This is a genomic window from Streptosporangium sp. NPDC004379 (assembly GCF_042873875.1).
Classification (GTDB): domain Bacteria; phylum Actinomycetota; class Actinomycetes; order Streptosporangiales; family Streptosporangiaceae; genus Streptosporangium.
On sequence record NZ_JBIAMC010000012.1, the window covers coordinates 87,466 to 104,268 of the forward strand.

General features: G+C 72.5%; 14 protein-coding genes and 1 tRNA gene. 4 read left to right on the plus strand and 11 right to left on the minus strand.

Going from position 1 to position 16,803, the window contains the following annotated elements; genetic code table 11:
- Nucleotides 1-13 precede the first annotated feature (13 nt).
- Complete coding sequence (locus tag ACFYSC_RS24900) at nucleotides 14-991, minus strand: cobalamin biosynthesis protein (protein ID WP_389966086.1); 978 nt, start codon at nucleotides 989-991, stop codon at nucleotides 14-16.
- A 175-nt stretch (nucleotides 992-1,166) separates the two neighbouring features.
- Nucleotides 1,167-1,967, minus strand: a complete 801-nt coding sequence (locus tag ACFYSC_RS24905; protein WP_389966089.1) for a phosphotransferase — start codon at nucleotides 1,965-1,967, stop codon at nucleotides 1,167-1,169.
- A gap of 375 nt (nucleotides 1,968-2,342) precedes the next feature.
- On the opposite strand from ACFYSC_RS24905, the gene ACFYSC_RS24910 reads away from it, so the two are divergent.
- Nucleotides 2,343-2,416 (plus strand) — tRNA-Arg (locus ACFYSC_RS24910).
- Nucleotides 2,417-2,610: 194 nt separating this feature from the next.
- Here the strand turns inward: ACFYSC_RS24910 and ACFYSC_RS24915 are convergent.
- The 8 genes from ACFYSC_RS24915 to ACFYSC_RS24950 form a co-directional block, all read right to left on the minus strand.
- Complete coding sequence (locus tag ACFYSC_RS24915; RefSeq protein ID WP_389966092.1) at nucleotides 2,611-4,023, minus strand: GH1 family beta-glucosidase; 1,413 nt, start codon at nucleotides 4,021-4,023, stop codon at nucleotides 2,611-2,613.
- A complete protein-coding gene (gene yicI / locus ACFYSC_RS24920) occupies nucleotides 4,020-6,380 on the minus strand; it encodes an alpha-xylosidase (RefSeq protein WP_389966095.1) in 2,361 nt (786 codons plus the stop codon). The genes ACFYSC_RS24915 and yicI overlap by 4 nt, the downstream gene beginning before the upstream one ends.
- A 21-nt stretch (nucleotides 6,381-6,401) precedes the next feature.
- Nucleotides 6,402-7,241, minus strand: a complete 840-nt coding sequence (locus ACFYSC_RS24925) for a carbohydrate ABC transporter permease (protein WP_362930238.1) — start codon at nucleotides 7,239-7,241, stop codon at nucleotides 6,402-6,404.
- A complete protein-coding gene (locus ACFYSC_RS24930) occupies nucleotides 7,238-8,134 on the minus strand; it encodes a carbohydrate ABC transporter permease (RefSeq protein ID WP_389966099.1) in 897 nt (298 codons plus the stop codon). The genes ACFYSC_RS24925 and ACFYSC_RS24930 overlap by 4 nt, the downstream gene beginning before the upstream one ends.
- Nucleotides 8,131-9,447, minus strand: coding sequence for an ABC transporter substrate-binding protein (locus ACFYSC_RS24935; protein ID WP_389966102.1), 1,317 nt, complete (start codon nucleotides 9,445-9,447; stop codon nucleotides 8,131-8,133). Before ACFYSC_RS24935 ends, ACFYSC_RS24930 begins: the two co-directional genes overlap by 4 nt.
- Complete coding sequence (locus ACFYSC_RS24940; RefSeq protein ID WP_389966105.1) at nucleotides 9,440-11,452, minus strand: beta-galactosidase; 2,013 nt, start codon at nucleotides 11,450-11,452, stop codon at nucleotides 9,440-9,442. Before ACFYSC_RS24940 ends, ACFYSC_RS24935 begins: the two co-directional genes overlap by 8 nt.
- Nucleotides 11,453-11,465: 13 nt before the next feature.
- The gene (locus ACFYSC_RS24945; RefSeq protein WP_389966108.1) at nucleotides 11,466-12,485 is read right to left on the minus strand and encodes a LacI family DNA-binding transcriptional regulator; all 1,020 of its coding nucleotides are present in this window, start codon (nucleotides 12,483-12,485) and stop codon (nucleotides 11,466-11,468) included.
- 435 nt (nucleotides 12,486-12,920) lie between these two features.
- Nucleotides 12,921-13,346, minus strand: coding sequence for a DUF4259 domain-containing protein (locus ACFYSC_RS24950; RefSeq protein ID WP_389966111.1), 426 nt, complete (start codon nucleotides 13,344-13,346; stop codon nucleotides 12,921-12,923).
- A gap of 270 nt (nucleotides 13,347-13,616) precedes the next feature.
- On the opposite strand from ACFYSC_RS24950, the gene ACFYSC_RS24955 reads away from it, so the two are divergent.
- The 3 genes from ACFYSC_RS24955 (at nucleotide 13,617) to ACFYSC_RS24965 (ending at nucleotide 16,076) form a co-directional block, all read left to right on the plus strand.
- Nucleotides 13,617-14,834, plus strand: a complete 1,218-nt coding sequence (locus ACFYSC_RS24955; RefSeq protein WP_389966114.1) for a low temperature requirement protein A — start codon at nucleotides 13,617-13,619, stop codon at nucleotides 14,832-14,834.
- Nucleotides 14,835-15,067: 233 nt separating this feature from the next.
- Nucleotides 15,068-15,823 (plus strand): SDR family oxidoreductase, encoded by a 756-nt coding sequence (locus tag ACFYSC_RS24960; protein ID WP_389966117.1) that lies wholly within the window; start codon nucleotides 15,068-15,070, stop codon nucleotides 15,821-15,823.
- 16 nt (nucleotides 15,824-15,839) lie between these two features.
- Nucleotides 15,840-16,076: a hypothetical protein gene (locus ACFYSC_RS24965; RefSeq protein WP_389966120.1), complete on the plus strand. Its 237-nt coding sequence runs from the start codon at nucleotides 15,840-15,842 to the stop codon at nucleotides 16,074-16,076.
- 119 nt (nucleotides 16,077-16,195) lie between these two features.
- Here ACFYSC_RS24965 and ACFYSC_RS24970 read toward each other — a convergent pair whose 3' ends face one another.
- Nucleotides 16,196-16,636: a cupin domain-containing protein gene (locus ACFYSC_RS24970; RefSeq protein WP_389966123.1), complete on the minus strand. Its 441-nt coding sequence runs from the start codon at nucleotides 16,634-16,636 to the stop codon at nucleotides 16,196-16,198.
- Between the last annotated feature and the right edge of the window lie 167 nt (nucleotides 16,637-16,803).

Genomic DNA, 16,803 nt, shown 5'->3' on the forward strand with positions numbered 1-16,803 from the left:
CATACCGTCCGGCTCATCGCCCGGCCGCCCGGCGCGCGGGCCGTCCGTCCACCGGTCCGGTACGGCGGGCGAGCAGCGCGGCGGCGGCCAGGCCCGCGGCGGCGAGGTTCACCGCCCGTGCCAGCCGTACGGACCTGCGGATGTCCGCGACCGACGGTTTGGCCCCGTCGCCCATCTCCGGGCGGTGCTCCACGCGCTCGCCGTAGACGTTCACGCCGCCGAGCGTGAGGTCCAGCGCCCCGGCGAAGGCCGCCTCGCACCGGCCCGAGTTGGGGCTCGGGTGGCGGTGGCCGTCCCGGCGCAGCACGGCCGCCGCCCGCCGGGCCGAGCCGCCGGCCAGCGGGGCGGCGAGGACCGTCAGCAGCCCGGTGATCCGGGCCGGGACGTAGTTGGCCACGTCGTCGAGCCGGGCCGCGGCCCAGCCGAACCGCTCGTAGCGCGCACTGCGGTGGCCCACCATCGCGTCGAGGGTGTTGACCGCCCGGTAGGCCAGCAGGCCCGGGATCCCGGCGACCGCGCCCCAGAACAGCGGCGCCACGACCGCGTCGGAGGTGTTCTCCGCGATCGACTCGACGGTGGCCCGGGCCAGTTCGGGCGCCTCCAGCCGGGACGGGTCGCGCCCGCACAGGTGCGGCAGCCGCCGCCGGGCCCCGGCGAGGTCGCCGGACTCCAGCAGCCCGGCCATGGCGGCCCCCTCCCGTCCCAGGGTGGTGCCGCCCAGCACCGCCCAGGTCGCCGCCGCGGTCAGCGCGCACCGGACCCGCGGGTCCGCCGTCCGGGCCGCGGCGAGCCCGAGCAGCGCCACCGGGCCGACGCAGGCGGCGACGTGACGGATCCCGGCGGGGCGGGCGTCGCCGTACAGGCGCCTCTCCAGCGCGGCGGCGGCCCGGCCGAACAGCGCCACCGGGTGGCCGCGCCGGGGGTCGGCGAGCAGCGCGTCGAGGGCGACGCCGGCGAGCACGCCGAACGCCTCGGCCCGGCCGGGCCTCACCCCGAGGGCTCCCCGCGAGGAGACCCGCCGGGTCCTTCCTCCGGCGCGGGTCCGCCGGAGGAAGGACCGGGAGGAGAGACCCGCGGAGAGACCGGCGGAGGTGCCTGCGGAGAGACCGGTGACGGTGCCTGCGGAGAGGCTTGCGAAGAGGCCCCCGGAGGAGAAGGAAGGACGGTCAGAGGAGATGGGCATGAAGCTCATCATGATGGGTGTCGAGCCAGGCGAGCGCCCGGCGGATACGCTCCCCCGCGCCCGACTCCCACATGCGGGCCCAGCCGCCGCCGGCGGTGACGGCCCTGGTCCGCATGACGTGGTAGGAGCGGCCGAAGCGCAGGCGGGCGAGGTCGAGCAGGCGGCGGCGGTCGCGGGGGGCCAGGCCGTACGCGTCGCAGAACAGCCGCAGCCGCGGCCCGGCCGGCAGGGAGCGCTGGAGCGGCTCCAGGTCCAGCGGGTCGGCGAGCGGCGCCCAGTGGCGCAGGGTGGTCACCACGTCGAACAGCCGGGTCGTCGGCCGGGCCATGTCGAAGTCGATCAGCGCCGCGGGCAGGCCGTCACGGAAGATCACGTTGTCGAGGTTGACGTCGCAGTGCCCGACCAGCTCCGGCGCCGCGTCGTCGTTGGAACCCGCCTCCCACACGGCGCGCGGCGGCGGGGTGAAACCCGCCGCCGCGTCGTGGAACCGGCGCAGCAGGACCGCCAGCGCGGCCAGCGCCTCGTCGGTGAGCGCGTAACCGGGCAGCGGCCTGGGAGCGGAGCGGCCCTCGACGTAGGAGAGGATCTCCCGGCCCCGCTCGTCCGTTCCCAGCGCCCGGGGCGCGCCGTCGAACCCGGACGCCTCCAGGTGCCGCAGCAGAGCGTGGACCGCGGGCGTGGACGGCCGGACGGGCCTGCGGACGGTCTCCCCGACCCGGACCACCCCGCGGGTCACGTCACCGCCCAGCAAGGGGATCTCCTCGTGGGCGGTGAGAGCGGACATGGCATACGAGGGTAGACCCGCGCGAGGGCGGCCGGGAACGTGTCCGTGCGAACCCGTCCGGCCGAGCGGGAACGTGTCCGTGCGAACCCGTCCGGCCGCCCGGCCCCCGTCGCGCCCTCGGCCCGAGCCGCACCGGACCTCGGCCCGGCTCACGCCGGACCCGGGTTCGGTCCTCGCCCGCCCCCGGGTCCGGCCCACCCCGGATCCCATCGGATCGGGGTTCGACCCCGGAGGACTCCCGCCTTCCGGGGCGCGCCGCCGACCTGCTGACGCTCAGCGCACCGGACGGCCTCCGGATCCCCTACAGTGATCCTCACAACACAGCCTGATAACTGATGCGTGACCGCTTCCTGAATCATGCACAATTAGGCGGGAGCGCCCTTAGCTCAGCTGGATAGAGCATCGGACTTCTAATCCGACGGTCGCAGGTTCGAATCCTGCAGGGCGCGCTTTGATCATGGATTGACCTGCGGTGATGTGGGGCCGGATACGTTCTGGAATTCTCGTCCAGCGCTCGCCCGCACCGAGCCAGCACACACCGTGATCCATTCGCCGTGGGGTCCGGCCCGCTGTCGCTCGTAGAGCGGCGCCCCCGGCTCCGGCGACCGTGCCATCCCCGGGGATCGCGCGTCACACCTTCGTGTCAGGCGTGGCGCGCGAGGCCCTGAGCGGGCAGCTCGCCGGCGGCGACCACGTCGCGGTACCAGTGGGCGCTGTCCTTCCAGGTGCGCTCCATCGTCTCGCGGTCCACGCGCACGATGCCGAAGCGCTTGGCGTACCCGTGCGCCCACTCGAAGTTGTCCATCAGCGACCACACGAAGTACCCGCGCACGTCGGCGCCGCCCGCGATGGCCTCGCTGACGGCGGCCAGGTGGCGGTGCAGGTAGTCGATGCGGTCCGCGTCGTGGACGCGGCCGTCGGCGGCCACCGGGTCGGGGAACGCCGCGCCGTTCTCGGTGATCATCGTGGGCATGTCCGGGTAGTCGCGGTGCAGGCGCAGCAGCAGTTCGGTCAGGCCGGTCTCGTCGATGTTCCAGCCCATCTCGGTGTACGGGCCGGGCTGCTTGACGAACTCGACGTCCTCGCACGCGATCCACGGCGAGGCGGCACCGTCCTGGTGCCCGTCGGCGGTCTCCCGGGGGCCGTCACCGTCCCACCGGCGTACCAGGGTGGGGTTGTAGTAGTTGACCCCGAGCACGTCCAGCGGCTGGCGGGCCGTCGCCTCGTCGCCGTCCCGCACGAACGACCAGTCCGTCACCGAGGCGGTGTCGGCGATGAGGTCGCGCGGGTAGGAGCCCTCCAGCATCGGGCCGAGGAAGGCCCGGTTGGCCAGCGCGTCCGCGCGCCGCACCGCGTCGGCGTCCCGTTCGGACGTCCCGCGCACGTGGTGCAGGTTGAGCGTGACGGACATCTGCGCGTCCTCGGCGGCGGTCGAGCGCAGCGCCTGCACGGCCAGGCCGTGACCCAGGTTGAGGTGGTGCACGGCGGCCAGCGCGGCGGCCGGCTCGGTCCGCGCCGGGGCGTGCACGCCGGAGGCGTAGCCCAGGTACGCCGAGCACCACGGCTCGTTCAGCGTGATCCAGGTGCGCACGCGGTCGCCGAGCGCCTCGCCCGCCAGCCGCGCGTAGTCCGCGAAGCGCGAGGCGGTGTCCCGGTGCGGCCAGCCGCCCGCGTCCTCCAGCTCCTGCGGCAGGTCCCAGTGGTAGAGGGTGGCCACCGGGGAGATGTTCCTGGCCAGCAGGCCGTCCACCAGGCGGGAGTAGAAGTCCACGCCCGCCCGGTTCACCGGTCCCGTGCCGCCCGGCTGCACCCGCGGCCAGGAGATTGAGAACCGGTAGGCGCCCACGCCCAGCGCGGCCAGGAGATCGAGATCCTCCTCGAGGCGGTGGTAGTGGTCGCACGCCACATCACCCGTGTCACCGCCCGCCACCAGGCCGGGCGTGTGGGAGAAGGTGTCCCAGATGGACGGGCCGCGGCCGTCCTCGTTCCACGCGCCCTCCACCTGGTAGGCGGCGGTGGCGGTGCCCCACAGGAAATGCTCGGGGAAAGTCGTCATGCGTGCTGCTCCTCAGCTGCCGTGCCGGTCCGCCGGACGGGGTCATGGAGGGTGATCTCGATCTCTCCCGCGCCGGGATCGGCGGTGACCCGCACCCCGTCCGGCGTCGGCTGAGCCTGCGGATGACGGGCGTCGTGCACCCCGGCGAGCAGCAGGCTCCACACGGCGGGCACTCCTTCCAGGCGGCGGGCGCGCACCCGGTCGCCGGTGCGGGACACCTCGAACACCGCCGCGGCGGTGCCGTCCCGGCCCGGCACGGTGACCTCGCGGCGGTCGCCGTCGGCCGGCCGGTAGGCGTTCAGGGTGACGCCGTCGGCGTAGTCGTAGTCGGGGCGGTCCTCACGGGCGCCGGTCGCGATCACCGCGCCCGGCCGTACCAGCAGCGGCAGACTCTCGAACCCGTGCCGCTCGGTACGCCAGCCCGGTCCGGACACGGTCTCCCCGTCGAGCAGCCGCGTCCACACGCCCTCGGGGACGTAGTACGAGACATCGCCCCCGGCCGACAGCACCGGCGCCACCAGCAGGTCCGGTCCCAGCATGTACTGGGCGTCCAGGTGGTCGCAGGCCCGGTCCGCGGGGAACTCCAGCTGCATCGCCCGCATCACCGGGATGCCCTCGGCCGCGGCCTGCACGGCCGCCCCGTACAGGTACGGCATCAGCCGCGCCTTCAGCCGCGTGAACGAGCGCAGCACGTCCACCGACTCCTCGTCGAACAACCACGGAACCCGGTACGACCGGCTGCCGTGCAACCGGCTGTGCGACGACAGCAGCCCGAACGCCACCCACCGCTTGAACACCGCCGGGTCGGGCCGCCCCTCGAACCCGCCGATGTCGTGGCTCCAGAACCCGAACCCGGCCATGCCCAGCGACAGCCCGCCCCGCAGCGACTCGGCCATCGCCTCGAACGTCGACTCGCAGTCGCCGCCCCAGTGCACCGGCAGCCGCTGCCCGCCGACCGTGGCCGAGCGCGCGAACAGCACCGTGTCGCCGGCCCCGCGCCGCTCGGCGAGCACGTCGTGGACGGTCTGGTTGTAGATCAGGCTGTAGTAGTTGTGCATGCGCTCGGGGTCGGAGCCGTCGGCGTACAGGACGTCGGTCGGGATGCGCTCGCCGAAGTCGGTCTTGAACGCGTCCACCCCCATGTCGAGCAGCCCGCGCAGCTTGCCCGCGTACCACTCGCGGGCGGCCGGGGAGGTGAAGTCCACCAGCGCCCGGCCCGCCTGCCAGTGGTCGTCCTGCCAGACCGTGCCGTCCGGGCGGCGTAGCAGGTGGCCGGCCGCCGCACCCTCCTCGAACAGCGCCGACGCCTGCCCGATGTACGGGTTGATCCACAGGCAGACCTTCAGCCCCCGCTCCTTGAGCCGCCGCAGCATGCCCTCGGGGTCGGGGAACACCTCCGGATCCCACTCGAAGTCGCACCAGCGGAACTGCCGCATCCAGAAGCAGTCGAAATGGAACACGCTCAGCGGCAGGTCCCGCTCGGCCATCCCGTCCACGAACGACGTCACCGTCGCCTCGTCGTAGTCCGTGGTGAACGAGGTGGACAACCACAGCCCGAACGACCAGGCCGGCGGCAGCGCCGGACGGCCGGTCAGCGCGGTGTAGCGGCGCAGGATGTCGGCCGGCGCCGGCCCGTGGATGATCAGGTATTCCAGGTCGTGGCTCTCGACGCTGAACTGCACCCGTGAGACCGTCTCCGAGCCCACCTCGAACGACACCCGCCCGGGATGGTTGACGAACACCCCGTAGCCGCGGTTGGTGAGGTAGAACGGCACGTTCTTGTAGGCGATCTCGCTGCTGGTGCCGCCGTCCTCGTTCCAGATGTCGACGGACTGGCCGTTGCGGACCAGGGCGCCGAAGCGCTCGCCGAGGCCGTAGACCAGTTCGCCGGCGCTCAGGCGCAGCTGCTCCACCATGAAGTGGCGGGCGTCGGGGTCGTGCATGACGCCCAGGCTCTTGCCGCCGCTGCGGGTCAGCTCGCGCCCGTCCGCGCTGAACGTCATCTCCCACGGGGCGTCCCTGCGCACCCGTACGGTGAGCCCGCCGCTGGTCAGAGCGGCTTCCTCGCCGTCCACGGCGATCTTCACCTCGGGGTCGTCGTCGCGTACCGCGAAAGCGGGCGCGGTGGGCACGGACCCGGCGAAGTGCACCGCGCGGACGCGGATCACGTCCGGCATCGGGGAGGACAGGTCCACACGCAGGACCGGCCCGTCGATGGTGTTGCCTCGCCGGGTGATCTCCCGCGTGGGGGCGAGGACGCGCAGCGAGCCGGCGTCCGCGGTCACGTCGTAGGCCGCGGTGGCGTAGTCGCCCCGCACCCCTGGACGCATCCGCCAGTAGCCGTCTTTGAACTTCATGTCGATCCGTTCTTGAGGAGGTCAGCCCTTGACGCTGCCGGCCACGAGGTCGAGCCGCCAGAAGCGCTGCAGGAACAGGAACAGCGCGACGATCGGAATGATCGACAGCAGCGAGCCGCTGATCACCAGCGTGTACAGCGCGGGCTGGGAGGCGCCGCGGTTGAGCAGCGAGTAGAGCCCCACGGTGAGCGGGAAGAGGTCGTCGTTCGCCAGCATGATGTACGGCAGCAGGAAGTTGTTCCAGATGCCGATGAACTGCAGCAGGAACACCGTCACCAGCCCCGGCGTCATGATCGGCACGCCGACCGACCACAGCAGCCGGAACTCCCCGGCCCCGTCCACCCGCCCGGCCTCCAGGATCTCGTCCGGCACGGCCGCCTCGGCGTAGATGCGGCACAGGTAGATGCTGTACGGGCTGATCACGCTGGGCAGGATGACCGACCAGTAGGTGCCGACCAGATTCATCTCCGACAGCAGCAGGTACTGCGGGATGGCCAGGGTGATGCCGGGCACCAGCACGCCGGCCAGCAGCGAGGCGAAGATCAGCCGCTGCCCGGTGAAGCGGTACTTGGCCAGCGCGTACCCGCACGCGGCCGAGATGACCACGGTCAGGAACGCGCCGCCGCCGGCGTAGATGAGGCTGTTGAGCATCCACAGCCAGAACCGGCCGTCGCCGTACGAGCCGAGCGCCGCGATGTTCTCCGTGAACCCGCCGTTGAAGCTGGGCCAGCCCGAGAACGTGGTGAACAGCTCGTCGGAGGACTTCGTCGAGGCGAAGATCACCCACAGCAGGGGCAGCACCGCGTACACGCCGCCGAGGGCGAGGATCAGCGTGGGAACGATCTTCGTACGCGCTCTCACCGCTCGCTCCTCGCGCTCCGGGACCTGAAGACGACCAGCGCGCCCAGCGACAGCAGCACCGTCGCACCCGCCAGGAGCACCGAGCTGGCCGCGCCCAGATAGGTGTCGTTGTCCACGAACGCCTGCTGGTAGATCCGCATCAACGGCACCCAGTCCTGGGTGATGGTGTTGCTCATCGGCCGTAGCGTGGCCGGCTCGCTGAACACCTGCAGCATGCCGATCAGCGTGAACACCGACGTCATGACGAGCGCCGGGCGCAGCAACGGCACCTTGATCCGCAACGCGATCCGCCACTCGCTGGCGCCGTCGAGGCGGGCGGCCTCGTACAGTTCCTTGGGAATGGCCCGCAGCGTCGTGTAGAGCACCACCATGTTGAACCCGACCGAGCCCCACACGGCGATGTTGGCCACCGAGAAGAAGACCGACACGTCGCCGAAGAAGTCCGGCGCGTCCAGCCCGACCGCTTCGAAGGCCGCGCCGACCGGGCTGACCGCGGGCAGGTAGATGAAGCCCCACAGGAGGCTGGCGATCACGCCCGGCACCGCGTACGGCAGGAAGATCGTGATCCGCGACGCGCGCTTGCCGCCCACCCTGGGGGCGTCCAGCAGCAGCGCGAACAGCAGGGCCAGGCCCATGGTGGCGGGCACCATGATCACGCCGTAGGCGAGCATGTGCCGCATGGCCTCGTACAGCGCCGTGTCCTGGACGGCCTCCAGATAGTTCTCCAGGCCGACGAACACCTCGGCCCGGATGCCGAACCCGGTGCCGCGCACGCGCATGGCGTGCAGGCTGAGCCAGACCGCGTACCCGATCGGCACCAGGATGAAGACCACGAACAGGATGACGGCCGGGGCCGCCATCAGGTACGGCGCGCGGGTTCTCCTCCCGGTCATCCGCCGACGACCTGGTAGCCCTGCTTCTTCAGGTCAGCGACGCTGGCCTGCTGCACCTGGGTGGCCACGGCCGCGAGGTCGGCCTTGTTCTTCACCGCGGTCGGGAGCAGGTCCTCGAACCGGCCGTAGGTGACATTGGTGTTCGGGCCCCAGCTGCTGAAGCCGCGGGCGGTCTGGGAGATCTTCGAGGCGGACTCGTAGTAGTCCGGCTGGCTCGTCATGTACTCGGGCGCGGTGTCGAGCCCGCCGGAGGTCTGGCCGAGCGTGGCGGCCGGGTAGAGGCCGATCTCGACCAGCACCTTCAGGGCCTCGGGGTCGGTGCTCAGCCAGCGGGCGAACTTGGCGGCCTGCGGCTTCTGCTTCGACGTCGCGCTGACGGCGGTGGACGAGCCGCCCCAGAAGCCGGTGACGTTCTCGCCCGCGCTCCACTGCGGCAGCGGGGCCATCTTCCACTTGCCCTTGCCCTTGGGGGCGACGCCCGCCAGGACGCCGGTGCCCCAGACGGCGCTGGGCCAGGCGATGATCGTGCCGTCGTTCATCTGGGCGTTCCACTGCGGGGTGTACATCGGGTCGCCGAGCACCGCGCCCGAGTCGACCAGGTCGCCCCAGAAGCCCAGCACCTTGCGGGTGGCCTCGTCGTCGATGGCGACCTTCCAGGCGCCGTTCTCGTTGGTCCACCAGTCGGCGCCGGCCTGCTGGGCGAACCCGGCCACCCAGCCGGCGTCGCCGGGGGAGAACGTGGTCAGGTAGCGCTTGGCGTTCTTCTTCCGCACGGTCTCGGCCAGCGCGCCGAACTCCTCCCAGGTCTTCGGCACCTCCAGACCCATCTCCTCGAACAGGTCCGCGCGGTAGAAGAGCATCATCGGGCCGACGTCGGCGGGTACCGCGTACGTGGTGCCGCCGAACGAGGTCAGGTTCCAGGTGCCGTCGGGGAAGGCCGACCTGACCGGCGCGATCGCACCGGTCAGGTCCTGCAGGGCGTTGTTCGTGATCAGCGTCGGCAGCGACTGGTACTCCGCCTGCAGCACGTCGGGCGCGTTGCCCGCCTTGACCGCGGTCAGGAACTTGGCGATCAGCTCGTCGCTGGCGGCCTGGCCGCTCAGGGTGACCTTCTGCGTGGGGTTCTTCTGGTTCCACAGGTCCACCACGCGCTGGATGTTCTCCGCCCAGCTCCAGAAGACCAGGTTGGCCGGGGCGTTCTCGTCGCCGGCGATGGGAGAGGCGGCCGGGGCGGCGCCGCCGGAGTCGTCGGCACCGCAGCCGGCCAGGAACAGCGTGGCCGCCGACGAGACGAGGAACGTTCTTCTACGCATGGGGATCTCCAGGTTCTGCGTGAACACGTGGGCGCACCGCGGCGACAGCGCGGGGGGCCAGGGTGACGTGGCCCTCGGTGGGGGACCCGGTCAGCAGGTCGTCGGCCAGGCCGGGAACGGGCACCCGCACGGTGGCGGCGCCGTGATTGAGCAGGAACAGGACGTCGCCGCGGCGCACGGCCTCGACGCCGGCCGGCAGGCCGGGCAGGACGCCCTCGACGCCGGCGTCGGCCAGCACCCGGCCGGCCAGCGCGGCGAGCGCGCTCTCGTCGGGCATGGTCGCGACGTACCAGGCGGAGCCGTCGCCGAAGGCGTGCCGCAGCACGGCGGGCCGTCCGGCCAGGTCACCCTCGGCGAACTCGGCCACGGTCTCGGCGCCCTCGGCGGCGACCAGCTCGGTCCAGGTCCGCGCGGCGAACTCGGAGCCGCCGCTCCACCGGCAGCGCACAGGGCCGTCGGGGGCGGGCCGCCACTCCTCGCCGGCCGCGCCGAGCACCTCACGCAGCGGCGCGGGGAAGCGCCCGGTACGGATCTGCGCCCGCGGGTCCACGACCCCGGAGAACGGCCCGACCACCAGCACTCCCCCGCCCCGCGCGTACGCGGTCAGCGCGGCGGCGTCCTCGTCGGCGACCAGGAACAGGTTCGGCACCACGACCAGCGCGTACGCCGACAGGTCCGCGCCCGGCGGCACCACGTCCACGGCGACCCCGCGCTCCCAGAACGGCACGTAGTAGCTCAGCAACTGGTCCACGGCGTCGATCCGGTCGCTGGGCAGGCCGCGCTCCTCCAGCGCCCACCAGCTTTCCCAGCCGAAGACCATCGCCACCCGCGCGGGCACCGGCGTGCCCGCCACGGAGGCGAGCCGGCGCAGTTCCCGCCCGTGGGCGCGCACCTCGGCGTGCAACCGGGTGTCCGCCCCCGCGTGCGGCACCATCGCCGAGTGGAAGCGCTCCGCGCCGAAGCGGGAGGCCCGCCACTGGAAGTAGCACAGGCCGTCCGCGCCGCGCGCCAGCGCCTGCAGCGACTCCAGGCGCAGCCGTCCGGGCGGCTTGGGCAGGTTGTGCGGCCGCCAGTTGACGGCTCCGGTGGCCTGCTCCATCAGCAGCCACGGCCGGCCTCCTGCCAGGCCGCGCATGAGGTCGTGCGTCAGCGCCGCCCGCGCGGGGGAGAGCGGGTCGTCCGGGTCGGGGTACCAGTCGTTGGAGACGACGTCCTCCTCCCGCGCCCAGGCCCAGGAGTCGACCGGCTTGAACAGGCCCATGAAGTTCGTCGTCACCGGCGTGCCCGGGGTGCGCTCGCGCAGCACGTCGCGCTCGGCGCGGAAGTGGTCGAGCAGCGCGTCGGAGCAGAAGCGCCGCCAGTCCAGCAGTTGGGCGGGGTTGTGGAGGTAGGGGGCGCGGCGCGGGGTGACGATCTCGGCCCAGTCGGAGTAGCGCTGGCTCCAGAACGTGGTGCCCCACGCCTCGTTCAGAGTGGCCAGGTCTCCGTAGCGGGCCTGGAGCCAGGTCCTGAACGCGGCCGCGGACTCGTCGCAGTGGCAGATCTGGCCGTACTCGTTGCCGACGTGCCACAGGGCCAGCGCCGGATGGCTCGCGTAGCGGTCGGCGAGGTCGGTGACCAGGGCCAGGGCGCGCTCGCGGTAGATCGGCGAGGACGGGCAGAACTGGTTGCGGGAGCCGTACCAGAGGCGGTGGCCCGACTCGTCGACCGGCAGCGTCTGCGGCCAGCGGTGGCCCAGCCACGGCGGGGGCGAGGCGGTCGGGGTGGCCAGGTCCACCCCGATGCCGTTCGCGGCCATGAGGTCGAGGACCTTGTCGAGCCAGGCGAAATCGCGCGCGTCCGGCTCAGGCTCGATCCGCGCCCAGCTGAACACGCCGACCGTGACCAGGTTGACCCCGGCCGCCCGCATCAGCTCGGCGTCCTCGGCCCACACGTGCTCCGGCCACTGCTCGGGGTTGTAGTCCCCGCCGAACAGCAGGCCGCGGCCCTCGGTGAGCGTGTGCATGCCCGGTTCCATGTCAGACCTCCGCACGCGGCGGCGCGGAGCTGTCCCCGGCCACCAGCCGGCAGGGCACCAGCCGCTGCCGCGGCGGGCCGTCACCCCGCAACCGGTCGATGAGCATCTGCGCCCCGAGCCGTCCCAGCTCGGCGCTGGGCGGCTCCAGCACCGTCAGCCTGGGATGGAACATCTCCGCCACGCGCTCCGAGGAGAGCACCAGCATCAGCGTCAGGTCATCGGGGATCCGCCATCCGCGCCGGGCCACAGCGGCGATCACGCCGACGGCCGCGTGGTCGTCCATCACGGCCAGGGCCGTCACGTCGGGATGCGCGGCGAGGAGGCGCTCGAACGCCTCGCCGCCCTCCTCGGCGGAGCCGGCGCGGTGGTCGTCCACGTAGGCGATGCCGGCCTCCCGGGCGGCCGCCGCGAACTCCTCGCCGGCCCGGATGGTGGGGCCGTACTGGGCGGCGTACGCGCCGGTCGAATGGTTGAAGAAGGCCAGCTTGCGATGGCCGAGCCCGGCCACGTGCGCCACGGCCTCGCGCGCGGTGGCGGCGAAGTCGATGTCGGCGTAGTCGATCGTGCCCGGGTCGCGGGTGCGCCCCACCATGCTGAACGGCACCCCGGCCTCGGACAGGAAGTCCGGCCGCTCGTCGTCCAGCCGCACCTCCATCAGCAGCACGCCCTCCACCAGCCCCAGACCGGTGATGTGCCGCAGCTCCTCGACCGGGTCGGCGCTCTCGGGCGACAGCAGCAGGTGGTAGCCCAGCTCGCTGGCCGCCTCGGCGGCACCGGTGGCGAACTGCATCTCGGTCACGCCGAGGCCGCCACGCGGAGCGGGGTAGAACAGCGCCAGGATCTTGGTTCGCTTGCTCTGCAGGCCGCGGGCCAGCAGGTTGGGCCGATAGCCGAGATCGACGGCCGCCTGCTCGATGCGCCGCTTGGTCGCCGCCGCGACCGGGCGGGTGCCGTTCAGCGCGGCGGACACGGTGCTGATGGCGACCTGTGCGCGCTCGGCGACATCACGTAGCGAGGTCATAGAACTCCGGCCCTGGACACGATCGGCCCGAACCGGGCCGATACGGTTGTCGAAACGTTTCGCAAAACCTAGGGGGCATTTTGCGTAGATGTCAATGGTGTTAATTCGGATGTCCTAAATGCCCGTCGGCCGAGGTGGCAGGGCCTCAGGACCCGACGCTCCTCAAGGAAGATCGGACAGCGACCGGCCCGGGGCGTCGGGGGGACCGTTCGGGCGCGCGAGCCTGACCATCGACCCCGCCCGCGACCGCCGGCCCCAGGCAGGCCCCGACACGACGAAACCCCCGAACCCGTAGGTTCGGGGGTTTCCCATGTCCTGAGACACCGCGCTGCGGGGCGCGCCACCCAGACCAGGCCACCCGCCGTACGGCCTGGGCTTTCGCGGGTGATCAGCCCCGTCGCCGTACGCGGCCTCCGCGGACGGCGCCCGGGGCTTTCAGCCGGTGGCTCCCCGGACGAGGGCGGCGCGCAGGGGTTCGACCTCCGCCAGCAGCGATCGGCCGCCGTCGGCCTCCTCCCACAGCTCCCAGAGCTCGGAGTCCTCGCCGAGGGCGCGGTCCAGCGCGCGCAGCGCGAGCGGCACGAGGTCGCCGGAGAGCCCGATCCCGCCGCCCTCCCGCAGGAAGTCCGGCGCGTACGCCGAGGTGACCGGCGGACCGCCGCAGCACTCCGCCGCGACGACGGCCGCCGCCGCCACCGCCGCGGATCCCTCGTCCACCTCCAGGTAGTCCGCGGACTCCGCGGCGCCGAGCAACGCCCGCCGGACCACTTCCGCCCGGTCCTCCGGCGCGGCGTCGCCCAGTTCACCGCACCAGTCGGCGGCCGAGTCGTTGTCGAAAGGACCGCTGTCCCAAGCACCCACGCCGTTCCACTCCCATCCGAAGGATCACGTGCTGACGAGGGCATCAACGTACAGACCAGGACCGACATATCCGGCCGGGGCGTCCCGCCGCCCGTCCGGCCCCTGACCGGTCCCATGACCGGTCTCCCCGACGGCGGGCGCGCGATCCCGGGGCCGCCGGCCGGTCCCGTCGACGGCGGGTACGTGATCCCGGGGCCGCGTCACGGATCGGGACGCCGCCCTGTCTATCTTCGAGACGACCGTACGTCGCGGAACGACAGGAGCGAGACCTTGCCCTCAGAAGGCACCACGATCCGGATCCGGGTCCGGATGAACGCCCGTGCCGTGGACGAGCCGCACCGCGTTTCGAGCCCGCTGGAACTGCTGTTCGACCTGACCTTCGTGGTCGCGGTCGCGGCCGCCACCGCGCAGTTCGCGCACGGCATCGCCGGCGGTCACGGCCTGGCCGGGCTGGTGCCGTTCCTCCAGGTGTTCTTCGCGATCTGGTGGGCGTGGATGAACTTCACGTGGTTCGCCTCGTCCTACGACACCGACGACGTCGCCTACCGGCTGCTGACCATGGTGCAGATGGCCGGTGTGCTGGTCCTCGCCGCCGGCGTGCCCGCGGCGGCGGACCACTCCGACTACGGGATCATCACACTGGGCTACTTCGTCATGAGGATCGGGCTCGTCGTCCAGTGGCTGCGGGCCGGCCTGGAGGACCCGGAGGGGCGGCGCACCGCGTTCCGTTACGCCGGCGGCATCGCCTTCCTTCAGGTGGGCTGGCTGGCCAGGCTCGCCCTCATCGAGACGGGGGTCCTGTCCTCCCCCTTCGGCCTGCCGTCCTTCGTCCTCCTGGTCGCCTTCGAGCTCGCGGTGCCGTGGTGGGCGGAGCGGATCAGGGCCACCAGCTGGCACCCGCACCACATCGCCGAGCGCTACGGCCTGTTCACGATCATCCTGCTCGGGGAGAGCGTCCTGGCCGCGAGCCGGGGGGTCGGAGGAGCGCTTGAGACGGGCGGGGCCGGCGGTCGCCTCGTCGTGATCGCCGGCGCCGGCCTCGTCCTGCTGTTCGCTCTCTGGTGGCTGTACTTCCTCGCACCGGCGGGGGACGGTCTCAGTGACCGCCGCAGGCGTTCCTACCTGTGGGGATACGGCCACTACGGCATCTTCGCGGCCCTTGCGGCCCTCGGCGCCGGGCTGGAGGTCGCGGTGGAGCGGAGCGGGCACGACGTCGCGGTGTCGCCGCTGGCGCTCGGCTACGCGGTCGCCGTCCCGGTGGGTGTGTACCTCGCCCTGCTGTGGGCGGTGCACGTGCTCGTCAGCGCGGAGCCCCTCCTCCTCACCGGCGCGACCGCGGGATGCGTCGTCGCCGTCCTGGCGCTGCCGCTCGCGGCGCCCTGGATCGGCGTGGCCGCCGTGGTCGGCGCGATCGCGGCCGTCTGCGTTCTGCTGGTCGCCGTCACGATGTGGACGGCCGCCGCCGGGGCCCGCGCCGGAGCGCGGTGAGGCGACCGTCCTCCGCCGCGGGTCATCCGACGGAGATTCTCTGAGCGAGGTCATCCGGCGTGGGTTCTCCGCCGTACCAGGGCGAACAGGCGGCAAAGGTTCGGCTCGCCGCCGCTGACGTGCCGGTGATCCGGGAAGAATTCCGCGGCGGCCGTCACAAACCCGGAGGCTGCCCGGTCCTGGCTGGCGACCGGGTGGCGACGACGCGGCCCGGCGGACGGAGAGGGAACGCGATGAAGATCGTGGTAATCGGCGGAACCGGCCTGATCGGGTCGAAGCTGGTGAGGAAGCTGAGCGAGCACGGCCACGAGGCGGTTGCGGCGGCGCCGAGCACCGGCGTCGACACGCTGACCGGTGAGGGGCTGGCCGAGGTGATGGCGGGCGCGCAGGTGGTGGTCGACGTGTCGAACTCGCCGTCGTTCGAGAGGGAGGCGGTGATGAGGTTCTTCGAGACCTCCACCGGCAACCTCCTCGCGGCGGAGGCGGCGGCGGGCGTGGGTCACCACGTCGCGGTGTCGATCGTGGGCACGGAGCGCATGCCCGACAACGGCTACTTCGCGGCGAAGATCGCCCAGGAGCGGCTGATCGAGAAGTCGGGGATCCCGTTCTCGCTCGTGCACTCGACCCAGTTCTTCGAGTTCGCCCGCGGCATCGCCGACGAGGCCACGGTGGACGGTCAGGTGCACATCGCGCCCGTGCTCTTCCAGCCCATCGCGGGCGACGACGTCGCCCAGGCTGTCGGCCGGACCGCGGTGGGGTCGCCGCTGAACGGCAGGACCGAGATCGCCGGGCCCGAATCGTTCCGGATGGACGAGTTCTTCCGTCAGGCGCTGGCCGCCTGGGGCGACCCGCGTGAGGTGGTCACCGACCCGCACGCGCGTTACTTCGGCAGCGAGCTGAGCGAGCGGTCACTGGTCCCGGAGGGCGGCGCCACCCTCGGCACGATCGGCTACCGCGACTGGCTCGGCAGCGCCGCCTCCGGCAGATAGGCAGACAGGAGGAACGATGAGCGCTCCGAGCGACCGGAATGACTTTCTGCACGAACTCGAGGCCGAGGTGGAGATCGAGGTGAACCGGGTCGAGTCCAGCCATCCGGAGGCCGCCTTCGGGCTGCCGGTCACCGAGTGGCTGTTCGACCCGATGGACGCCGAACGCGAGGAGACGGGCCTGCGAGGTCTGCTCGGCGCGATCGAGGCCCTGGAGGGCGCGCCCCGGCCCGGCGCCGACGGCCGTACGGCCTAGCGGACGGCACCGGAGGTGGGGATCGGACCCGGTTCCCACCTCCCCCGTCTCCGGCTCCGGCGCTTCTCAGCGCGCGGCGGCGGACGGGGACGCGGGTCCCCGCACCGCCTGTCCGGTGGTCACGGCCGCGGCGCGCGGCGGTCCCGCCGCGCTTCCAGTTCCTCCGGCTCGACCAGGGTCAGCATCGGCTGTCCGGGCGCGCAGAACATCGTCACCACGAACACCGTCTCCTCGTCGGTGAGATGGTTGCCGTCCTGGTAGTGGATCACGTCCCCGCCGGGCTCCCAGAACGTCTCACCGGCCCGGACGACCCGCGCGGGCTCGCCTTCGACCTCGAAGTCGACGGCTCCCTTGATCACGAAGCCGAACGCGGGGCCGGAGTGCCGGTGAGGTGGCAGTCCCGGGCTGTTCGGCGGCGAGGTGACCAGGATCGTCATCACCTCGGCCCCCTCCGGCACGGGCGGCGCCCCCGGCACGGTGCCGACCACGTCGATCTTCGGTGGCGGCCCGCTCCCGTCGGGGTTCTCAAGGTGGTGGGCGCGCTCCTGATCGGTGCTCATCGGGTCTCCTTCGCGCTGGCGGCGGCCGACCGGCCCGGCCGTGTGCGGGCTCGGACAGGACGGCGCCCCGACACGTGACGGTGCCCCGGAAGGAGCACCCGCCGGAAGCCTCGTCGACGCGGTCCGGGTCGCATGTCGCCCCGGGCCACCCTGCCCTCTCATTACCG